The organism is Mesorhizobium sp. M1A.T.Ca.IN.004.03.1.1, from assembly GCF_003997555.1.
Lineage (GTDB): Bacteria > Pseudomonadota > Alphaproteobacteria > Rhizobiales > Rhizobiaceae > Mesorhizobium.
In genome coordinates this window covers 1-237 of sequence record NZ_RZTV01001056.1, presented here as the reverse complement: position 1 = coordinate 237, position 237 = coordinate 1, and the positions used below count along the sequence as shown (strand labels likewise).

Sequence of the window (237 nt, the reverse complement as noted above, 5' to 3'; positions counted from 1 at the left end):
GAACGTTTCGTTATTTCGGCCGCAACCGTCCCGAACTGCCGCCTGGTTGTCCTGAGCGCCTCTCGCTGGATGCGCTTGCCTATATCTGGAATTTTGAGCGGGACGCCGTCCCTTTGATCAAGGTCGCATTGCGGGAACATATTGACAGCATCGCCACGCACCGCCCCGAGGTGCCGGTTCTCCAACTAAAATCCCGCCGTCAGATGCGCGAGCTTCTTGATCTTCTGGGCCGGCCCG

Annotated in this window: 1 pseudogene; it reads left to right on the top strand. The window is 59.5% G+C overall.

Annotated elements, in window-relative coordinates:
• Positions 1-237: pseudogene (locus tag EOD29_RS36885) on the top strand (AAA family ATPase); the annotation flags it as partial.